The following is an 18,680-nucleotide window of genomic DNA, read 5'->3' on the forward strand; positions in this document are numbered from 1 at the left end:
TTTGTTTTATGAATTAAGTTTAAGATTGGTGAGTTTAATGGGTTTTAAAAAATCGGCGGGAGCAGTTGTTCTGCTCGTTTTTGTCATCACTGTTTTGTTCGGCGGATGTTTGTCAAATTCTCAGGATGAATTTTTTGTTTCGGAAATGAAAACGTTTCAATCCGAAAATGAAATGAAATCTTATTTAGAAAAATTTATAAATTCTGATACAGGGCAAGCTCAATTCAATTCTCAATATTACAATCTTTATTACGGCGTTAATGCGGATTGGGCAGCTGACCCGCCGCTCACAGCCCGCTCACTTTATTTTAATGACGGCAGACTGCCGCAGCGCTTTTTGGTGAGCGATCTTCAAACAAAAGCGGACAATGAATCAGACATTGTTCGAATTTCAGGCGACACGATTTATTACACGCCCGATAACATTTATGTTTATAATCAGAGCCGATTTCCAACTATTCTGATGAAACCGAATCTCTTTATGATTTAGACATCAAAACTTTCGGGATAAATATTTCCGGCTTTGAATCCGCCTCAGGATCGGTTTCCGAGTCGGCTTCCGTTTCGATTTCCGAGTCGGCTTCCGCACCGGTTTCAGAGTCAGTATCCGTTTCGTCTTCAGCGTCTGATTATGTCATTTCCCAAATCAATTCGTCCGCTGACATTTATGTTTACGGCGACATCCTCATTACAACCGATTCTGTTTTGCTGACCGCCTATAATGTGAAGGATCCGGCGAATCCGAAAATGATATGGCAGCGAAATTTGGAAGGAAACTTCTCTTATTCCGGCATTTCCGGCGGAAAATTCTATACGATCGTTCGTCAGAACAATTTTGCATACCCGTTCGTTTACATGGATCAGGTCATTGATTATTCAAATGTTTATTACGCCGAGACTTCTGAATCATTCGATCAGCCGTATAATTCCGTTTATTTCGTCTCTCAATTTAATATTGAAACAGGAGAATTGGAAAATTGCATCGGCATTATCGGTCAAGATTATTCTTACAACAGAAGAGGACATTTTATTTACACAGCTGAAGACACTGTTTATTTGTCAAATGTTTACTATCCGGAATCCATGGAATATCTTGAATTCATTGAAACAAACGGCGCGGATTATTTCCCCCGTTCTTTGATGAGAGACATTAAAAAAATCCGCGCAAACGAAGACTTCAGCGATTTTGCCAAAGACGATGCCGTATGGATGAAAATCGACAACTATACCTCCGAAATGAGCGAAGAGGAAAGCAATGCATTTATGAAAGTGATTGAAACCGATTACAATCAATATGTTTTTGAGAATTCGTACAATAACGGGCAAACTTTGATTGTTCAGATTGATCTTTCGGCAATGACGATTGATTCGGGTTCTGTGTCGGGCTATATGATTGACGGTTATTCTGCGGATAAAAAAGAAGGATATTTGCGCGTGATCACGACAATCGGAACGGAACAGCGTTTACCGGCGGCGGATTTAATTCACAGAGTTTACATTTTTGATTCAAACATGGACTTAACAGGCTTATCGGATGAGATCGTTTTAAAGGAATCCATTACAACCGCTCGTTATATTGAAGATACGATTCATATCATTCATCCGAATGAAAGCAGTCCGCGAACGTTAATCGATGTGAGCAATCCGGAAAATCCCGTGCTTGCGGGAACTTTGAATGCGTCCGGTTATTCCGCTTATTTGCAGCCGCTTGAAAAATTCGGGAACAATATTGTTCTCGGGGTGAATCAAACGAAAGAAGACCGGCTGAAAATAGCGCTGATCAACATAACAAATCAAACGGTTCCCAAAGTTTTGGATTCATATGTGATGAACGAAACGATGTCTAAAGAACTGTATCATACATTCAACGGATTCATGTTTGATGACGAGCGCAATATTTTAGTTATTCCGGTTGTCGGCGGCGTGAATATTTTTGAAATCAAAAATAATAAATTTGTTTTCCAAAAAGGAGATGCTCACGAAAACGGAACGGTGATTCGAGCCGCTTTTGTTGATGATTATCTTTACACGTTTTCAGAAAAGGAGATTCATGTAATTGATTCGGCGAATTGGGAAACGATTCACGTGATTTCAATTCAGCAGCCTGAAATTGTGAATTATGAAAGAGGATATTATTCTAATACGACCATCATTTGGTGAATGAATGATTTTGAAAGAAATTGAAAATATTTAATTTTAAGAAAAATAATTTTAAGAAATTTTAATTTTGAGGTTTTTATAACCTCAAAATATTTTTTAATATTTTACAACTCGTGAATATTCAATATGAAATAATTCACAGAAATGAATGAATAATACGATTTTAAAATACGATTTTAAAATACCTTTTTTTTAATCAAATCAAACTCGTTCCTTCCTGCGGGTCTTTCCTGCCGAAGATTTTGACGATCAGAACACTTAATTCGTAGAAGAAAATCATCGGGATGGCGACGATGATCTGGCTGATGACATCCGGCGGCGTAATGACGGCGGCCAAGATGACGAACAATACGTAAGCGTGTCTTCTGTATTTTGTCAGCATTCTTTTTTGAACGATTCCCAAGCGGTTGAGAATGAAAATGACGAGCGGGAATTCGAAAATGAATCCGAAAATCAGCGTCAGCATAGCAATGAAGCTGACAAATTCATAAATCGAATACGTCGCCTGCGCGCCTGAAGCGGCGGCGCTGATGTAAAGGAACTGAATGAAGAGCGGCGCCATAAAGAAATAAGAATAAATCGCGCCGAGAATAAATGAAATAAACATGACTAAAACGATGACGATCAGCCATTTTGTGTTGAAAGGAATCTTTTCTTTCAAATTGAGCTTTTTTGTGTCAACATATTTTGTAACTTCTGTTCCGGCCATGTAAAACAGGAACGGCAGAACGGCGATGATTGCGATAATGATTGACATCTTCAATTTCAAAAGCGGCACTTCAAGCGGTTTTGTATAAACGACCATCGGTCCTGATGTTCCGCTCTTATCATCTTTTTCGATGTGCGTGACAGTAAACAAAGGCTCGCGTCCCGTGATGTTTTCAAACGCGTCTCCTGCATCAGAAATTGCGTTTGTATGGATGACGTCTTCATCATACGGAATGGTTTGGAAAATGATGACTTCGGATGTGTTTGACAAATCTTCAAGCGTCAATTTTGCGGTTCCGCCCTGCATCACGGCATCTAAAACCATACGGAGATTTAAATCGCTTTCACCGAGAATGTAAAGCGAAATGATGTCGGCAACGGACTGTTTTTCTGTATTGGATGTAATTACATCGTAAACGGCGTCACCTGAATCGGTCAAATTGACCGGCGGCGAATAGATCAGTATGCTTATATTATCATCTTCGAGCAACGCGTCTGTGTCTAAATCATCAACGGCAAAAGGCCCGTCAAAAACAACAAGAAATTGGTCAAAATTGTCTTCAATGCCCGGATTTCTGACATTATGCGGCAGACTGCGATCGATTGCGTCGTTGATAATGTAGTCCGTTACGGGATATGCAATAACGGCGACAATTAAAAAAATGGCGAAGAGGAGAATCAGTTTCTTTTTGACAGATTCCAAAAATTTGAAAAATAACTGAATTCCTTCCGAAAGCTCAACGATAATATCACAATCCCTTTTCTGTTTTTATTTTCCGAGATGACGGAAATAAAATTATAACCCGCAGTTTACTCGTTATTTAACCCGATGTTATTAATCATAATTGTTCGGGTTTTTAAAACTTATCCGTGAAAATTGAATAAGATAGGTAAATAAAAATGTTGTGTCATTTGACGGTTTATTTTATTTTTATTGTTTTTTTATTATATTATTATTTTATTTTGTTAATTTTATTATTTTATTTTGTTAATTTTATTATTTTATTTTGTTAATTTTATTATTTTATTTTGTTAATTTTATTATTTTATTTTGTTAATTTTATTATTTTGTTTTGTTAATTTTATCATTTTATTTTGTTAATAATTTTATTTTGTTAATTTTATTATTTATTTTACTTTTATGAATTGTTCATTTACGGTTACGTTTATAATACTGACAGGTTTATTTACAAAAATCATAATCTAATCAGCGGGGAAATAATGTCTTCTCAACTTTTCGACGAACTTGACAAACTTGATTTTTCGGGCTCATCATCGGGCTCACCTTCAGATTCTTCTTCCGAGACTGCCAAGTCTGCTGACGAATCTGCTTCCGCTGCTTCCCAAATTCTGCCGCCTCACGAAGGATTCGGAAATACGCGCCCGGCAGGAGATTATCAGGAACATGTTGTTGATCATCTTAAAGAACTGCGCAACAGAATTATTATTGCCGGCGCGGCGCTGTTAATCGGCGCTTTGATCGCTTATCCTTTTTCGGGCGACGCGATTGCTTATTTGTGGGAACAATTTATTCCCGAAAGCGTTGTGATGTCGATTTATTCGCCGACGGAATATTTGATGACGCGGCTGAAATTGTCCGTTGCCGCCGCGATTTGTGTTTTCTTTCCGCTTTTGATGTACGAATTGTTTGCTTTCATGTCCCGCGGACTTTACAAGAATGAGCGCAAGTTTTTGATTAAAGTCGTGCCGCTTTCTTTCATTTTGTTTATTTTAGGGGCGGCTTTGGCGTATTTCGTCGTTCTGCCGCTGTTTATGAATTACGTTTTGTTCTATTCGGACCAAACGGCTGTCGCTCAAATCGGTCTCGGTGAAACATTCAACACAATTATTTCTCTCGTTTTGGGATTCGGTTTGGTTTTCCAGATCCCGCTGCTTATGGTTTCCGTTGTTCGAATGGGAATCGTCAGTGAAAAAACGCTTCGTAAAGGAAGATTGGTCGTTTACGGCAGTTTAATCGGTTTCGCCTTTTTAATTTCGCCCGACCCGACGCTTGTTTCTCAATTGATTGCAGGCGTTGCGTTGATCATTCTTTTTGAGTTCAGTTTGATTCTGCTGAAATTCGTTTGATTTTTTTCGTGTGCGGTCGGCGCGCGCGAATTACTTCATTTTTCTTTTGATTTTAAAACTTGTCATTCATTTTTGTTTGTTTTTAAAATATAAACCTAAACATCCGATTTTCAAAATCGGTGAACCTGAACGTCCCGTAAAACCCTAATCATAAATTTTTAGATTTTAAAGAATAGAAGACGTTCCGTTTTTAAATAATTTTGATAAAAACGATGTTTCAATTTGTTTTGAAATTTTAATGAAAAGACAAAATACCGCCCCCGCAAGTTGAGATTCCCGTAGCGAAGCGAAGGGAATTGAGACTTGGCGGATTCTTCCCATACGAAACAAAAAATACAAAGCCGCTGTTTAAAATTGTTTTTCGGCTCATGCTGGTTCCGTCTTGCAACTGTCTTTTGCAGTTGTTGCTGCATGGCGGTCTCTGTTGCCGCTTGCATCTGATCTTTTTAAAAAAATCCGTTCGCATTCGCGAACGTGCTGCCGCAACCTTCAGGTTTTCATCTCCGCCGCCGATCAGGTTTCTGTTTCCGCTGCCAATCAGGTTTCCGCTTCCGCCGCCGGTCAGGTTTGCATTTCTGCCGGCAACCCGATGCCGCGCGCGAGCCGCTTTACTTTTCTTTTGTTTTTCAAACTTGTCCCGCATTTTTGTTTGTTTTCAACCTCGCCTTCGGATTTGAACCAAATAATCAATGTCAATTATTTAACGGGTGCTTTATTTATTACAATAAATAATGACAAACCATGCAAATCTTTATAAGCATGAATCTTAATGTAAATTTACTATGATTGGCGGACTCGGAATCGGCGAAGTTGTTTTCGTTTTAATCGTTGTTTTGCTTTTATTCGGCCCGAACAAAATCCCCGAATTAGCGCGTGCAGTCGGGGGCGCGTTGGGAGAATTCAAAACCGCTCAAAAGGCGGCTGAATTTGATTTAAGCGGATTCGATGATTTAAACCGGGAACAAGCCGAGAAGAAAAAGAAAGAAGCGGCCGCGTTGGATGAAAGGATCGTCCAAATGGCGACAGACGCCGGTATTTCGACAGAGGGAAAAACAACAGACGAGCTGTTGGTTTTGATTTCGGCGAAAATGAATGAATCGAATGAATCTGCTGTTTCCGAATCGGAATCTCCGTCTGAATCTGAAAATAAATGTGACAGCGAATCTGAAAGTGAATCCGAAAACGAATCGGATAATGTTTCTGCTTTGGAAACCGATGTCGGTGAAAAAGCCGCGGCTTAAAATGATATTATTTGAATGTACAAAGCAGCAATAAATTTATATGATTATTATTCATTGAAAAACCATTAACATAAAAAAACATTAAATATTAATTCGGTTTTGCCGATAAAAACATAAATGAGGAGAAAGAGGTATCAAACATGATTGGTGGAATCGGGACCCCCGAAATTATTCTTATCGTTGCAGTAATTGTTTTGCTCTTTGGAGCATCAAAGCTTCCGGAACTTGCTCGCTCTGCAGGAAAATCTGCCGGCGAGTTTAAAAAGGCGCAAAAAGAAGCTGAAATTTCTTATCAACAATTTGAAAACAGCTTAAAAGACACAACACCCATGGAAAAAGAGACAAAAATCCAAAAAATGGCCAAAGATCAGGGAATTGAAACCGCCGGCAAAACCGACGACCAGCTTCTTGATGAGATCAGCGCCAAGATGAACAAAGAAAACTGATTCTTTTGTTCTTCTTTTTCTTTTAATTATTAATTTTGCTTTCAATTTTATTCTTTCTTTTTTGTTTTTACTCTTTGTTTTCGGTTCTTATTTTCAGTTATTTTCGTTAATTTTCGTTCATTTTGATTTTTTTCAATTTTATAAACCCGTGGGTTACTTTTCGATTTTTTTTCTTAAAATTTGTGCGGTTGCGCGCGGCGGCGGGCAGCTGTTGCTGCGGTTGCCGGCAACGGCAGCGGCGACGCAAACCTGATTGGCTGGCGGAAACAGAAACCTCCCTCCCACTGCAAACAAACACCTCCCTCCCACTGCAACCCGAAATTTTGTGAGCGACAGTTGCAGACGAGCAGGCTTAACCGGAAGCTGACAGCAAAAGACAGTCGCAAGAAAGCGCTTTACCGGAGCCAAAGAAATCAGCGGTTTTAGAATTTTTGTTTCTGATGGGAAGAATCCGCCAAGTCTCGTTTCCTCGCTGCGCTCGGAAACTCAACTTGCGGTGGCGGTTTTTGGAATTTCATTTACATTTTTTCGATTGAAACATCTTTTTTTATCAAAATTATTCAAAAACGGAACGCCGTCCTTTCTCCAAAATCAAAAATTAGTGATTAGGATTTTATCGGGCGTTCGGGTTCACCGATTTAGAAATATTGGATGTTTGGGTTTATTGTTTATGTATTGCAGTGTTGTGAATATGTCAATTGTGTTTGTTAATTGTGAATATGTTAATTGTGTTTGAATTCGATTAAAAACGGCACATATTTAAAGATAAGAAAGAATTTCATCCCTGTTGAAATATTGAATTTTATCTGATTAATCCGATTATTATGTCTAAAAATCAAATTTTATCTGATTCACCGGATTCATCCGGCTCTCCGAATCCCGAATTACTGGAACTTTGCCGCGCCGTTTACAACGATATCCGCGCGTCCGTTTCGTCGCTGGAAGGAACGAATGAAGCCGACGAATTCATGTTTGTCGGCGCCGACGGAACCGACACAAAACGAATTGATCTGGCGGCTGAAGACGCCATGCTGAAGCGTCTCAAAGAATCGGGGCACTCGATTCGCGTCATCAGCGAAGAATACGGGGAAACGATCATCGGCGACATCAACAACATTGAATTTGCGGCAATCGTTGACCCGCTGGACGGGACGACCAACGCCGTTCACGATATTCCTTTTTACAGCGTTTCAATCGCGTTTTCCAAACCCGATTTGAGAGGCATCTTTTTCGGATACGTCAGAAATCTGGCAAACGGCGACGAATTTTACGCCGAAACGGGAAAAGGCGCTTACATGAACGGCAAAAAAATTGAATCTTCTAAAACATCTGCCGTTCGCGAATTTACAATCAGCGCTTACGGTTACCGTCAAAACACGGACAGAACCGCCAAACTCTGCTCCCGCGCCCAAAAAGTGCGCGTTCTCGGAAGCGTCGCGCTTGAACTGTGTTACGTTGCCGCCGGCAAAATCGACGCATTTATCGATGTCCGCCGCACGCTTCGTCTTGTTGATATCGGCGCCGGACAGCTGATCGTCCGCGAAGCAGGCGGAATAGTGACCGACGGCGTCGGAAACAAACTTTTCCTGCCGGATAATCATATCAAGCCCGTCAATTTGGTTGCTTCAAACGGCATGATTCATCAAGAAATTTTAAACCTGATTTCATTTCCGGAAATCGATTGCCGTGGCGACTGGTATTATTACCAGGGAACAGTCAAAAAAATCGCCATCGTCTCCCGATGCGATAGTGTTGCTGCGCTTGAAATGATTCGAAAAATCGTCGACACATTCAAAGACCGCGTTGAAATTTATCTCTCCTCTTCGCCCGCCAAATATTTGGGAATGGAAGAGCGCGGCATCGCAGTCGGCAAGATGAAAGAAATCGGTGTCGATTTCGTCATATCGCTCGGCGGCGACGGAACGATTCTTCGAAACATGTCTAAAATGCCCGACCCGATTCCGATCCTCGGGATCAACATGGGAACGCTCGGCTTTTTAGCGGACGTTGATCCCGAAGACGCGATTGACGCGATTGAAAAAGCGATCGGCGGATTCATGTACGACGAACGCCCGCGCCTCGAACTTTCAATCAACGGCAAATTTATCGGAAACGCAATCAACGAAGTTGTCGCGACCTCCGCTTATCCCGCCAAAATGATCACGTACGAAATTTTGGTCAACCGCCGTTTGCTCGGCGAAATTCGCGCCGACGGAATCGTTTTTGCCACACCGACCGGATCAACTGCTTACGCGCTGAGTGCAGGCGGCCCGATCGTGACGCCCGAAGTCGATGCGATTCTGATCGTCCCGATCGCCCCGTTCAAATTGTCGTCAAGACCGTGGATCGTTCCTTTCGACAGCGAAATCGCCGTCCGCGTGAAAATGCCCAAAAAAGAAATCGTGATTGTCACAGACGGCAAAGTTGTGACGCCGCCCGAAATCGAAACAGAGCGACAGGAAGATTTTATTCACGTCAATGAAAATGATACCGTAACAATCAAGCGCGCCCGCTATCCCGGAAGATTCGTTAAGTTTTCCGATGCGTGTTTCTATGAAACGGTAAGGAAAAAGCTGAATTAAATTTATGATTGAATTTTTGAATAAATAATATAAATAAAATACAATTGAATTGGAACGGATGAAACCTAAACATCCATTCTATTTTAGAAAATGAAACACGAACGCCCGATAAAATCCGAATCTAATGTTTTAGATTTTGAAAAAACGGCGTTCAAATTTTTAATATTTTTAAGAAAAACGATGTTTCAATCAATTTTAGATTGGATAATATTTCAAAAACCGCCACCTCCAAGGACGCGTTTCCGATAGCGTTGCAGAGGAAAGAAAGAGTTGGAGATTCTTTCCATACAAAATAAAAATACAAAACGCTTTGATTTTTTAGCTGTGTATCGGCTCCGGCTGAGCCTGCAAGTCTGCAACTGTCTTTAATGGGCGCTGCTGCCGGACGGTTTGCACTGCACTGTAGAGAGGTTTGCGTTGCTGCCTCTATCTGCTCTTTTTAATCGTAACCCGTTGGCATTAAATTTTGCTCGGCTTCACCTCGCAAAATTTCAGGCTGCAGGGGGAGGGAGGTGTTTGTTTGCAGTGGGAGTCAGGTTTCTGTTCCCGACTGCCAATCAGGTTTGCGCCGCCGTTGCCGCTGTCGGCAGCCGCAGCAGCTGCCCGCCGCCGCGCGAGCCGCCGCATTTTTCAAACAAATAAGTCAAAAATGAAACTGATTTTTTGAAAAATAAAATCAAAAAAACGAAGCCGTCTTTTTGAAAACAAAATCGAAAAATGAACTCAAAACTTGTTGAAAAATAAAAATAAAAATAAAAACGATACCGAGTTGATAAAAAAAAGATGAAAAAGATAAAGACGAAAATTAAAAACAATTCAGAAGAAATCCGTTAAACTCCTTTGATTTTTCGGTTTTTCTTCCGCCTTCTCCTCTTTTTCCTTCAAATTTTCCGCTTTCTTTTCTTCATTCTTTTTGGCAATATCTTCAAGCGTCAGCTGATTTTTATCGGCGGCTGCCGCGCTCGTTCGCTTCTCGGAATCAGGCATTTTGAAAAACTCGACTTCCGCCGGGCGCTTGGCATCAGCAATAAATCTTGATTTTTCGTAAACAGACTGCACTTTTTTCGTCGCCGATTTCGCTTTGAGCATGTAAACCAATTCATCCATGTCGAAATCAGATTCGCCGGCGATCGAAATCGCGTATTCCTCATTTTCCATCAAGCGGCGGTAATACGGAATGATTTCATTTCGGGATGTGCGCATGGATTTGTGATGACGCGCGGAAATCTTAACGGCAATGTTGTCGCGCATATTCCGAACCGAGCGCGATTGTCCCATTCTTTTCCAGCGCGTCGGAGATGTGTATTTGATGAATCCCGAATAATCCTTTGTTCGAACAGACATCGGGCCGACCGTTGTCATAAAACTCGCGTAGCGCCACATTCTGTACGTTTGGCGGCGGCGCACGCGCCCGAGGTATAAATCCGCCTTTGACAAAACCTTGTAACCGTTTGCAACATCCGGATTGACACCGCCGTCAATGTCTTTTCCCTTTTCATCACGATTCGGGAACTGAATCGGCAGATTCTCATCCACCCACAAAATCAAGTCTTCCGGCGTCTCGTCAAGCGTTTTGACCGCGTCAAGAGCGTCTGACCTGTGATGGCCTTTAAAAACTTTCACAAGCGCTTTAAAAATCGTTTCCTTCACATCTCTTCCGGAAACGACAATATCATTTTCCGAAATTTCCGTTTTGCCGACCGAAACCGCCTGCAAATCATTCACCGCGCTTCTGACGTCGCCGCCCGCGTTTTCCGCAATCTTTAAAATCGCGTTTTCACTCGCGTTCACGCCTTCATTTTGACAAATTTTCGTCAAAAGCGGAACCAGAGATCTCGTTTGAATCCTTGAAAATTCAATTTCAAAAGATTTGGAACGAATCGTCTGCGTAATGCCGTAAACATCGTTGGCAATCAGCAAAATCGGCTGCGTCGTTTTATCGATCACATCAGAAATCGCTTTGCTGCCGCCCTTATCATAAGTGCCGTGCAGATTGTCGGCTTCATCCAAAACAATCAAACGTTTCCCCGACGACTTTTTCCCGTCATCGTCAACTTCGTGGCTGAAAAGCGTTGTCGTTTTAGACGCGGCGCCCGCAATGCGCTCAATCACGTCAGCCGTTCTTTGATCGCCGGCATTCATCTCGACGTATTCCCAGCCCATCTCAGTTGCCAAAACAGCGGCGGCAGAAGTTTTCCCGATGCCTGCCGTCCCGTAAAGAATGACAGCTTTTTTCTCGGGAACACCGGTTTCCCATTCTTCCGCCCACAAGCGAAGCTCGTGAATTGCTTTTTTGTTGCCGATTAAATCTTTAAACGTTTTCGGGCGGTATTTTTCAGCCCAGTCGTTTTGAACTTCAATTTCCGAAGACATGGTTGCAAATCATACGGTTTGTTTAAAATAAATAAAATAATAAAATAATCAAAATTTTAAAAAATTAAAAATTTAAAAAATTAAATCAAAAAATATCAGTCAAAGAATCAACTTAAATTCCGATACCCATCGCTTTGTTCGTCTTTTCAATCGACTTCAAATTATCTTTTTCAAGCGACATCATCGCACGAATCGCGTCAATATTTTCGGGAATGACATCGGATTCCTGGTGGATCGCCTGGAAGAAGTAAAGTTCACCGTCGTCAACAGACACCGATTCCTTAAAGACGCAGTTTTCCCACATATCGTTTCTCGGTCTTCCCAAGTCGCGGCCGAATTCAATGATTTGCGCCGTTGCGGAAATGCCATCGGCAATCATCTGAATGCGCGGGCGGGAAGCGAACAGACTTTTCACGTCTTCTGCATTGCATTCATTTTTCAATTTGATGTTGAGCACGTGAAGATGCATAAAAGAAGTCGGCGCTTTAATCGCGGCCGATGTGATATTGATGTGCGGCATAATTGTTTTCACGTCGGGACCGTGGTGTGACGGCAATTTGATCGGATCCAATACAAGCGCGTCAATCGGACCGCTTTTGATATCTCCCGGATCGCCGCCTCTTCTGACAATTGTCACGCGAACTTTTTCAACGCCGTATTTTTGATCAAGCGGATAAATCACGCGGCAGAGGCCGGTTGTGTTGCATGAAACGACGCGAACGTAATCGGCGTCGATTGCTTCGGAATAATTGGCTTCGGAATTGAATGAAATCGGCGCGATGTCTTTGCTTTCGCCGCCCTGCCAAATGGCTTTGACGCCTTCTTTTTCGTAAAGCGCTTTGTTGGAGACGCCGACTTTTCCGGGCGTGCAGTCAACAACGATGTCGGCTTCCTTAATCATGTCTTCAATGGAGCCGGCAACCGTATAGCCGTCATTTTTAAAAGAATCGATTTTATCGGCAGGCGCGTAAATGTTGTATCCTTTCAAAGCTGCGGTTTTGGCTTCAAAATTCGGGCGCGTTTTAGAAATGCCGATTATTTCCATATCGTCCTGAAGAGAAACTGCATCAGCAACGCGTTTGCCGATGGTGCCGTATCCGTTAATTGCAACTTTGACTTTAGACATATTCATCCGTACCTGTATTTTCAAAACATTGATCGTAAAAAATCGTTAAATGACAATTCAATTGATTTAATAAATAGTTTAATAATGATTTGATAAATTTATTGAATTCAATACAATTTAACAATAAAAACATATTCAAATCAAATAATCCAAATCAAATAATCCAAATTAAACATTCTTCAATCAAACATTCATTAAAATGTTTATTTGAGGTCAATCATCAATTGATTTGAAATCAATTAAATAAAGATTATTTTAACATAAGATTGATTTTAAAGTATCAAATGATTGTTTATATTTGTTTTTCTTCATTCGATTTCCAATTTTGCGACAGACTGTCCCATCTCAATTCCAAGCGCTTCTGCCACGGCTTCGCATTTCGTCCGCAATAAGAACGCAATCGGCCGAACAGACTTTTCATCCGATAAACTTTCAAAATTCGCCATTCCTTTGCTGATGATTAATGTCGCGTCTTCCATCGCTTTCAGCGTTTCAGGCGGGGCTTCTTCAAAAATAATGCCGACTGCATTTGATCCTGTTGTCAAAACTTTGTCGGCAATGCTTTTCATTCCCAATTCATCAACGTCTTTCATTGTTGCATCCGTTAAAATCGGCGCGCCTCTGACAACTAAAATGAGTTCGGGAATCAATGCATTCGGATTTTTTTCCGTCTCATTTTCAATTTTTGTATATTGAAGCTGCTGAATATGTTTGATAATTTTTAAAACTTCGCGATCGTAAACGATTTCGCCGCAGTTGTCTGTCATATAAACGACTTTTTGAAGCCGATTCATCATTTCTTTTGTGTCGTTGATATCAAATCCTTTTTCAAAAAATGAATCGAACAGGAGTTTAAAACCTTCATCGGTTGCGTCAAGTCCCATTACGCCGAAATCGAAATAATTACCGATGACGGCGGCAAGAACAGCTTTTTCAAAACTTTCTTCAAGCGGCTGCGGGCTGCTTTCAATGGTGTGCGCTTCACCGTTTTCATTGACGCCGTAAATCTTTTTTTGAACCGACGGCAAAAGCTCTAAAGCCGTCTGATTGTTAATTTCTTTGACTTCTTTGTAAGGATCGTGATTTCCGAGCACTTCAAAACATCTGCGATGAACGGCGGTTCCGATATGCGTTGACGTGCGCGACGGATCATACTCATCGTTCAGCGTTGAAATACACTCTTTCATCGCTTTATTGATCAAATCGGCGTCATCGGTGACCAAATTGCATTGATAATGAATGCGGGATAACAAACAATAAGTGCACCGTGGATTAATTTTCATGTTCTGACAGTCCTTTACGCAGTCCTTTACGGTATTTACGATAAATACATCTGAATGACGATTATAAAGCTTTCGATTTTGAAAATTTCGGCAGGTAAATAAGGTTCAACCGATTTTGTCGAAATTATGTCAGCTATAAAAAAAATAAAACAGTCTTCTGTATTCACGCAGATGTTTGTGTCCAAAAAAACACACAATCAAGCACACAAGCAAACATACAAACAAACACGCAATCAAGCACATAAACAAACATGCAACCAAGCACATAAACAAACATACATGTTCAAGCGAACGACTCTGCTCAAACTTTTGCTGCTGTCAGCTTTGTTGTTTGCACTTCTCTCCCCGATCGGTTTCGTTTCGGCCGCCGAGCCGGGCGGCAGCACATTTTATACGAATCTGAATGAACACAATTCAACACCCGACGGCGCCGTCTTTTTCATCGTTGACGGTCTCGGCTCTTATTATCTGTTTCCCGAATTAAAGGGCGAAACGCTTTCCGGCGAATCTATTCAGAAAGCTGCTGTTCCTGTTCTGACAAATATTTGGAACAGCGGGTTTCGAATCTCGGAAATGAAAGTTCCCGTTCCCGTGACCGAAAAAGGTCATTCCGTTCTTGTGACGGGAAATCCGTCGGCAGATTCCGAAATGGTCGGATATACGGATTCGTCTTTTATGGATATTTTAAGAGAAGAAGGTTTTCTTTGCATCGGCGTTATGCAGCGCGGTGATTTTGAATCGATGCGCGGCAAATTCGACGTTATCATTTACGATAAAACGAATTCGGTCAATAATATGGATTTCACGGTTCAAACGAATTCTTTTGAAGATTCGAATCCTAAAATTGTCAGCGAGATCGCTTCCGTTTTCAATTCTCAGAAAAATCGCGCGTCGTCTTATATGGATTCAAAAGACACGTCGGAAAAATATGCCGGATACAATCGCTGGGGAATTGATACCGCTTATGAAGTTTTGACCGTTATGGAAAAATATCCCGGGCAGAAATTCATTGTTGTCGTCAATGTCGGCGCTGTTGATTCGACCGGACACTACCGCGGCTATTACGCTTATTTGGACGCGGTTGAGCGGTTGGATAAAGATTTAGGAAAATTATTTGAAAAATGCCGCCGCAACAACCTTTTCTTCATTTTCACGGCCGATCACGGCATGTCTTTTGAAGAACAAAATAAAAAAAGCGGCGGCCACAGTTCAACGAAATATGCCAAAACAAAAGAAGCGCTCTACATCCCGTTTATTGTTTACGGAAATTCAATTCAAAAAAACATTTATTATTCGGAAACGGGACAGGAAGATGCCGCCCCGACGCTTTTGTCGCTTTTTAATATTGCCGCCCATCCGCGATTTTCAAAAGGAAACGTTTTGCCGGCAAAAGAAAAGCCGACGCTTTATGTTGAAGCGCCCGAATCCGTTCAGATTCAGCTGTATCAGGTAACAGGCGGCGGGGAGCAGATCGTTTTCAATTCGCTCGGATTTGACCGCAGCAGCGGATATTCAAGTTATTCGGTTGCCGGTTTGGAGCAGGGAAATTATTTGCTGAAATGGAATGCTGCGGATTCATCAAGCGGTTCCGGCTCCAAAATCAAATATTCACAGGAAGAAGCCGGATTTTACCTGACGGCAGACATGACAATTGATTTATCCGATTATTCGGCAAAATCTTCTGATTTCCTTCCGTCAATGACGGGCGGCTTCGGAACTTCCGGCACCGGCTTTGGCTCCGATTCCGGCGGTATTTTATCAAAATTTACAAAACCCGTTTATTTCCTGCTGATTGCAATCATTAATATTATCGGCGCGGCCGGCATTTATTATTTGTACAAAAAGGAAGGGTTTTCAAAACTTTAAATTTTTATTTTTCAATTTTTCATTTTTTAATTTTGAAACCTAAACATCCAATTTTAAGAAAATCGTTGAACCTGAACGCCCGATAAAACCTTAATCTTAATTTTTTAGATTTGGGGAAAGAAGGCGTTCCGTTTTTGAATAATTTTGATAAAAATGATGTTTCAATAATTTTAGATTGGATTATATCTCAAAAACCGCCCCCTCCAACGACGCGTTTCCGATAGCGTTGCAGAGGAAAGAAGGAGTTGGAGATTCTTCCCATGAAAAATAAAAACATACAAAACACTCTGACTTTTAATTTTGCTTCCGGTCCCGGCTGAGCCTGCCAATCTGCGACTGTTTTTAAATGTTGCTGCTGCCAATCAGTTTGCGTTGCTGTTGCCGATTAGGTTTGCGTTGTTGCTGCCGACCAGGTTTGTGTTGCTACTGCCGATTAGGTTTGAGTTGCTGCTGCCGATCAGGTTTGTGTTTCTGCCTGTATCTGCTCATTTTAATCGTAATCCGTTCGCATTCGCGAACGTGCCATTGCTACCTGCAGGTTTCTGTTGCCGCGGCTACCTACACATTTCGGTTTCCGCTTGCCGGTCAGATCACAGTTGCTGCTGCCGACAGGCTTTCGCCCGGCCGCCGCCGCGCGCGAACCGCACAAATTTTAAAAAAGAATCAAAAAGGGGACACATTTTATTCAAAATATGAAAAATATGAAAAAGTATGAAGAAGAAAATCTAAAATAAAAAAGAAAGATGAAATTCATTCATCTTTTTCAATCATTTCAATTTACAATTTAATCTCTTCGGTGGTTTCCGCCTTCTGTTTTGCCTTCAATAAGCAGCACTTTTAATGCGTCGCGGCAAGCGGCAACGGCGGGCGCGCCGGATGTGATGTGAATGACTTCCATCGTTTCCATAATTTCATCTTTGGTTGCGCCGTTGTGAATGGCGCTTCTCATTTGAGACATAACGCATGATTCGCACTGCTTAGAAGCAACGACGGCAAGCGCCATTAAAATTTTTGTTTTCGCGGGAAGAACGCCGTCTGTCAGCAGCATGCCGTTGCATCTGCCGTACTGTTTGACGAAATCTTCATCGATCTCCGCTAATGTTTCAAGGACATGCGGCGTAAAACCCATTTTTTCGCCGATGCTGTGTACAATTTCTTTACCTGATTGTTCTGCCATTTTTTACCCTCTCTGTTATGTATTGTTGCTGATTCTTTTGTTTTTTCAGCTGTATTTCAGCTGTATATTTGTATAATTATTATTCAGCGTCTGATTGATTATTGCTGAATTTTATAATTATATGTTGATAAATTAATTCGTTTTTATATATATATTCCGTTTTTATTTTTTATTTTTTTTATTTTTATTCTTATTTTCTTTTTATCTTCATTTGGTTTATTTGATTTTGTTTTGATTTTTATTTGATTTTATTTTGAAATAATTTTAAAACCTTTTGAAACGGCGAAAATCCGTGTTTCCGAAGGTAACTTTTTTAAATAAAGGATACTTTTCATAATCAATTGATTACCTGCCGCCGTTTCATCTGAACGGTTACAAGCGCAGGAATTTCTGAAATTTGTTAATCTCATTTCGGTTTCTGTAATCATTTTCAAAAATGTCGTTTCTGACGCTGTTTTTGATTTATCATGTTTATTACTCATGATTTACGTGATTTAGAATTCATATTCATATGGCTGATTATTTGATTAAATCACATTCTTTAAATCATAATCATAAATGAAACAAATTCATATCGGGTTATACATATGGCAAAAAAAATAAATCCACTCGTGGGAATTTTAGGCGGGTTAATGCTTGTCCTTTTGATTTTCTCAATTATCGCAATCATCCTTCATCCCGGACCGACTGTCAGTTTAAGTCACGGCGCGGTCGACGGTGATACTGTTTCCGTTCAATATACCGGAAAACTCACAGACGGCACTGTTTTTGACTCCAACATGGAAGAAGGCAGAGAACTTTTAACATTCGTAGTCGGAAGCGGCGCAGTGATCAAAGGATTTGATGACGCTGTTCACGGCATGGAAGCGGGCGACAGCAAAACTGTAACGATTCCGCCGGAAGACGCTTATCCGTATTATGAAGAACTTGTCGTCACATACACCAAATCGGATGTTGTTGACAGTCTCGGATCCGAACCTGCCGTCGGCGACAAATTAATGACGGTCTCAACCGTCGGAACCATCATGGAAGGCACTGTTACGGAAGTCACGCCCACGACAATCATCATCGACTATAACAGCGCGGTCGCAGGCCAAACGCTTGTCTTTGACATTACAGTCGTTGAAGTTGTCAGCGCTTCCGGACATTAATTTTAATCGCAATTTCTTAAATTGAGAAACGGTAAAAGCCGTTTCACTTTTCTTTTTTATTCTGTTTTTTGAAAGAGCTTTTGCTGTCTTTTTTATTTTATTTTTATAAAAATCAGGGTTTGGTTTTGATTTTTTTTGAGAATCGAGTGTCGGGTTTAAAAATTATTTTTGAAAAACGAGGCGGCTCGCGCGGCGGCGGGCAGCTGCTGCGGCTGCCGAGAGCGGCAACTGCGCAATGCAAACCTGACTTGAAGGCGGAAACAAACACCACCCTCCCGCTGCAAACAAACACCACCCTCCCGCTGCAAACAAACACCACCCTCCCGTTGCAAACAAACACCCCACCCCACGCGGAAACAGAAACCGCCCTCCCACTGCCACTTGAAATTTTGTGAGGCGAAGCCGAGCAAAATTTTTTTACAAACACCGCCCTCTCCCCGGAACTTAATATTTTGTGAGAAAACGACCGGAAGGCCGGG

At 41.3% G+C, this 18,680-nt stretch carries 19 protein-coding genes; 12 read left to right on the forward strand and 7 right to left on the reverse strand.

All coding sequences use genetic code 11. The features are described 5' to 3' along the window. The first annotated feature begins 37 nt into the window (after positions 1-37). The gene (locus MmiHf6_RS02850) at positions 38-490 is read left to right on the forward strand and encodes a hypothetical protein (RefSeq protein ID WP_316558200.1); all 453 of its coding nucleotides are present in this window, start codon (positions 38-40) and stop codon (positions 488-490) included. A gap of 191 nt (positions 491-681) precedes the next feature. Beyond that, positions 682-2,160: a beta-propeller domain-containing protein gene (locus MmiHf6_RS02855; protein ID WP_420891318.1), complete on the forward strand. Its 1,479-nt coding sequence runs from the start codon at positions 682-684 to the stop codon at positions 2,158-2,160. Positions 2,161-2,356: 196 nt separating this feature from the next. Here the strand turns inward: MmiHf6_RS02855 and tatC (MmiHf6_RS02860) are convergent, their stop codons facing one another. After that, positions 2,357-3,571, reverse strand: coding sequence for a twin-arginine translocase subunit TatC (gene tatC / locus MmiHf6_RS02860; RefSeq protein ID WP_316558201.1), 1,215 nt, complete (start codon positions 3,569-3,571; stop codon positions 2,357-2,359). Positions 3,572-4,089: 518 nt separating this feature from the next. Here tatC (MmiHf6_RS02860) and tatC (MmiHf6_RS02865) point away from each other — a divergent pair. The 5 genes from tatC (MmiHf6_RS02865) to tatA (MmiHf6_RS02885) all read left to right on the forward strand — a co-directional run bounded on the left by tatC (MmiHf6_RS02865) (position 4,090) and on the right by tatA (MmiHf6_RS02885) (position 6,643). Beyond that, a complete protein-coding gene (gene tatC, locus MmiHf6_RS02865; protein WP_316558202.1) occupies positions 4,090-4,956 on the forward strand; it encodes a twin-arginine translocase subunit TatC in 867 nt (288 codons plus the stop codon). A 303-nt stretch (positions 4,957-5,259) separates the two neighbouring features. Next, positions 5,260-5,397: a hypothetical protein gene (locus tag MmiHf6_RS02870; RefSeq protein ID WP_316558203.1), complete on the forward strand. Its 138-nt coding sequence runs from the start codon at positions 5,260-5,262 to the stop codon at positions 5,395-5,397. Continuing rightward, positions 5,339-5,713 (forward strand): hypothetical protein, encoded by a 375-nt coding sequence (locus MmiHf6_RS02875; protein WP_316558204.1) that lies wholly within the window; start codon positions 5,339-5,341, stop codon positions 5,711-5,713. Before MmiHf6_RS02870 ends, MmiHf6_RS02875 begins: the two co-directional genes overlap by 59 nt. A 25-nt stretch (positions 5,714-5,738) precedes the next feature. Then, positions 5,739-6,197: a twin-arginine translocase TatA/TatE family subunit gene (gene tatA, locus MmiHf6_RS02880; RefSeq protein ID WP_316558205.1), complete on the forward strand. Its 459-nt coding sequence runs from the start codon at positions 5,739-5,741 to the stop codon at positions 6,195-6,197. A gap of 140 nt (positions 6,198-6,337) precedes the next feature. Next, entirely contained in the window at positions 6,338-6,643 is a 306-nt protein-coding gene (gene tatA, locus MmiHf6_RS02885) for a twin-arginine translocase TatA/TatE family subunit (protein WP_316558206.1), read from the forward strand. 153 nt (positions 6,644-6,796) lie between these two features. Here tatA (MmiHf6_RS02885) and MmiHf6_RS02890 read toward each other — a convergent pair whose 3' ends face one another. Beyond that, positions 6,797-7,051: a hypothetical protein gene (locus MmiHf6_RS02890; protein ID WP_316558207.1), complete on the reverse strand. Its 255-nt coding sequence runs from the start codon at positions 7,049-7,051 to the stop codon at positions 6,797-6,799. 416 nt (positions 7,052-7,467) lie between these two features. Here MmiHf6_RS02890 and MmiHf6_RS02895 point away from each other — a divergent pair, with 416 nt between their 5' ends. Together MmiHf6_RS02895 and MmiHf6_RS02900 are read left to right on the forward strand one after the other, a co-directional pair. Beyond that, positions 7,468-9,225 carry a bifunctional fructose-bisphosphatase/inositol-phosphate phosphatase gene (locus tag MmiHf6_RS02895; protein WP_316558208.1) on the forward strand — a complete coding sequence of 586 codons (1,758 nt, stop codon included), beginning with the start codon at positions 7,468-7,470 and terminating at the stop codon, positions 9,223-9,225. A gap of 516 nt (positions 9,226-9,741) precedes the next feature. Further along, positions 9,742-9,867, forward strand: a complete 126-nt coding sequence (locus tag MmiHf6_RS02900; RefSeq protein WP_316558209.1) for a hypothetical protein — start codon at positions 9,742-9,744, stop codon at positions 9,865-9,867. A 174-nt stretch (positions 9,868-10,041) separates the two neighbouring features. On the opposite strand, the gene MmiHf6_RS02905 is transcribed toward MmiHf6_RS02900, so the two are convergent. The 3 genes from MmiHf6_RS02905 to MmiHf6_RS02915 form a co-directional block, all read right to left on the reverse strand. Beyond that, entirely contained in the window at positions 10,042-11,598 is a 1,557-nt protein-coding gene (locus MmiHf6_RS02905) for a replication factor C large subunit (protein WP_316558210.1), read from the reverse strand. Positions 11,599-11,710: 112 nt separating this feature from the next. Further along, entirely contained in the window at positions 11,711-12,724 is a 1,014-nt protein-coding gene (locus MmiHf6_RS02910; RefSeq protein WP_316558211.1) for a type II glyceraldehyde-3-phosphate dehydrogenase, read from the reverse strand. A 308-nt stretch (positions 12,725-13,032) separates the two neighbouring features. Beyond that, entirely contained in the window at positions 13,033-14,007 is a 975-nt protein-coding gene (locus MmiHf6_RS02915) for a damage-control phosphatase ARMT1 family protein (RefSeq protein WP_316558212.1), read from the reverse strand. A 177-nt stretch (positions 14,008-14,184) separates the two neighbouring features. On the opposite strand from MmiHf6_RS02915, the gene MmiHf6_RS02920 reads away from it, so the two are divergent. Further along, positions 14,185-15,873 (forward strand): sulfatase-like hydrolase/transferase, encoded by a 1,689-nt coding sequence (locus MmiHf6_RS02920; RefSeq protein ID WP_316558213.1) that lies wholly within the window; start codon positions 14,185-14,187, stop codon positions 15,871-15,873. Positions 15,874-16,219: 346 nt separating this feature from the next. Further along, positions 16,220-16,588 carry a hypothetical protein gene (locus tag MmiHf6_RS02925; protein ID WP_316558214.1) on the forward strand — a complete coding sequence of 123 codons (369 nt, stop codon included), beginning with the start codon at positions 16,220-16,222 and terminating at the stop codon, positions 16,586-16,588. A 69-nt stretch (positions 16,589-16,657) separates the two neighbouring features. Here the strand turns inward: MmiHf6_RS02925 and MmiHf6_RS02930 are convergent, their stop codons facing one another. Then, positions 16,658-17,050, reverse strand: coding sequence for a carboxymuconolactone decarboxylase family protein (locus tag MmiHf6_RS02930; protein WP_316558215.1), 393 nt, complete (start codon positions 17,048-17,050; stop codon positions 16,658-16,660). 587 nt (positions 17,051-17,637) lie between these two features. Here MmiHf6_RS02930 and MmiHf6_RS02935 point away from each other — a divergent pair. Further along, a complete protein-coding gene (locus MmiHf6_RS02935; RefSeq protein WP_316558216.1) occupies positions 17,638-18,201 on the forward strand; it encodes an FKBP-type peptidyl-prolyl cis-trans isomerase in 564 nt (187 codons plus the stop codon). Between the two features lie 112 nt (positions 18,202-18,313). Here MmiHf6_RS02935 and MmiHf6_RS02940 read toward each other — a convergent pair whose 3' ends face one another. After that, positions 18,314-18,628: a hypothetical protein gene (locus tag MmiHf6_RS02940; RefSeq protein ID WP_316558217.1), complete on the reverse strand. Its 315-nt coding sequence runs from the start codon at positions 18,626-18,628 to the stop codon at positions 18,314-18,316. Positions 18,629-18,680: the final 52 nt, after the last annotated feature.

The organism is Methanimicrococcus hongohii (genome assembly GCF_032594095.1).
GTDB classification, from domain to species: domain Archaea; phylum Halobacteriota; class Methanosarcinia; order Methanosarcinales; family Methanosarcinaceae; genus Methanimicrococcus; species Methanimicrococcus hongohii.

Bases quoted from the DNA above. Each gene is read 5' to 3' on its own strand.
- MmiHf6_RS02850 (WP_316558200.1), top strand. From the start codon at position 38: ATGGGTTTTAAAAAATCGGCGGGAGCAGTTGTTCTGCTCGTTTTTGTC.
- tatC (WP_316558202.1), top strand. From the start codon at position 4,090: ATGTCTTCTCAACTTTTCGACGAACTTGACAAACTTGATTTTTCGGGC.
- tatA (WP_316558205.1), top strand. From the start codon at position 5,739: ATGATTGGCGGACTCGGAATCGGCGAAGTTGTTTTCGTTTTAATCGTT.
- tatA (WP_316558206.1), top strand. From the start codon at position 6,338: ATGATTGGTGGAATCGGGACCCCCGAAATTATTCTTATCGTTGCAGTA.
- MmiHf6_RS02895 (WP_316558208.1), top strand. From the start codon at position 7,468: ATGTCTAAAAATCAAATTTTATCTGATTCACCGGATTCATCCGGCTCT.
- MmiHf6_RS02905 (WP_316558210.1), bottom strand. From the start codon at position 11,598: ATGTCTTCGGAAATTGAAGTTCAAAACGACTGGGCTGAAAAATACCGC.
- MmiHf6_RS02910 (WP_316558211.1), bottom strand. From the start codon at position 12,724: ATGTCTAAAGTCAAAGTTGCAATTAACGGATACGGCACCATCGGCAAA.
- MmiHf6_RS02915 (WP_316558212.1), bottom strand. From the start codon at position 14,007: ATGAAAATTAATCCACGGTGCACTTATTGTTTGTTATCCCGCATTCAT.
- MmiHf6_RS02925 (WP_316558214.1), top strand. From the start codon at position 16,220: ATGTTGCTGCTGCCAATCAGTTTGCGTTGCTGTTGCCGATTAGGTTTG.
- MmiHf6_RS02930 (WP_316558215.1), bottom strand. From the start codon at position 17,050: ATGGCAGAACAATCAGGTAAAGAAATTGTACACAGCATCGGCGAAAAA.
- MmiHf6_RS02935 (WP_316558216.1), top strand. From the start codon at position 17,638: ATGGCAAAAAAAATAAATCCACTCGTGGGAATTTTAGGCGGGTTAATG.